A 666-nucleotide genomic window follows, 5' to 3' on the forward strand; every position below is an offset into this window, starting at 1 on the left:
TTCGTGCTTACGCGCAGACGAACCCGCTTCGTGAGTATCAAATGGAAGGTTTTGCGATGTTTGAGCATATGATTGAATCAATTGAGGACGAGGTCGCAAAATTTGTGATGAAAGCTGAGATTGAAAACAATCTGGAGCGTGAAGAGGTTGTACAAGGCCAAACAACAGCTCATCAGCCGCAAGAAGGCGACGATAACAAAAAAGCAAAGAAAGCACCGGTTCGCAAAGTGGTTGATATCGGCCGAAATGCCCCATGCCACTGCGGAAGCGGGAAAAAATATAAAAATTGCTGCGGCCGTACTGAATAGTTCGCCCCGGCAAGTTTACTGACCGCGGCGCCTGCAGGCGCCTGCGGATCTTTTAATGAGGTGAATGAAATGGAATTATCAGAAATCAGGGCAGAGCTCGAAAATATGGCTTCTCGTTTAGCGGACTTTAGGGGGTCTCTTTGACCTCGAATCAAAGGAGGCCCGCATTGCTGAGCTAGATGAACAAATGGCTGATCCGGAATTCTGGAATGATCAGCAAAAAGCTCAAACGGTTATAAATGAAGCAAACGGTTTAAAGGATTATGTCAATTCGTATAAAAAATTGAATGAATCCCACGAAGAATTGCAAATGACTCATGATCTTTTGAAAGAAGAGCCGGACACTGATCTCCAGCTT

General features: G+C 45.2%; 1 protein-coding gene and 1 pseudogene. Both read left to right on the forward strand.

Features of this window, described 5'->3' with window-relative positions:
- The coding region (locus tag ACWHAR_RS27925) for an SEC-C metal-binding domain-containing protein (RefSeq protein WP_452088546.1) at positions 1 to 308 on the forward strand (308 nt) is incomplete at its 5' end.
- A 69-nt stretch (positions 309 to 377) separates the two neighbouring features.
- Positions 378 to 666 (forward strand): annotated as a pseudogene (locus ACWHAR_RS27930) (PCRF domain-containing protein); the annotation flags it as partial.

This window comes from Bacillus sp. LR--39 (assembly GCF_053613335.1).